General features: G+C 68.6%; 1 protein-coding gene. It reads left to right on the top strand.

Annotation, left to right across the window (positions count from 1 at the left end):
* On the top strand, positions 1 to 229 hold a 229-nt coding region (locus HWD93_RS18975; protein WP_261647666.1), incomplete at both ends, for an NAD-binding protein.

Below are 229 nucleotides of genomic sequence, written 5' to 3'. Positions count from 1 at the left end.
GCGCAGAACAGGGCAAGCTGGCCATTCTGGTCGGCGGCGAGGAGGACGTGCTGTCCCGCTGCCGGGCGCTGCTGTCGGCGATGGGCAGTTCCGTCCTGCATATCGGTGCCGCCGGCAGCGGTCACGCGGCGAAGGCGCTGAATAACTATGTTTCCGCCGCCGGGCTGACCGCCACGGTGGAAGCGCTGCAGGTTGCCCGCCGTTTCGGCATCGACCCGCAGGTGATGAC

The sequence above is a fragment of the Curtobacterium sp. C2H10 genome, from assembly GCF_025407985.1.
Lineage (GTDB): Bacteria > Actinomycetota > Actinomycetes > Actinomycetales > Microbacteriaceae > Curtobacterium.
This window is presented reverse-complemented; position numbering and strand designations above follow the sequence as displayed.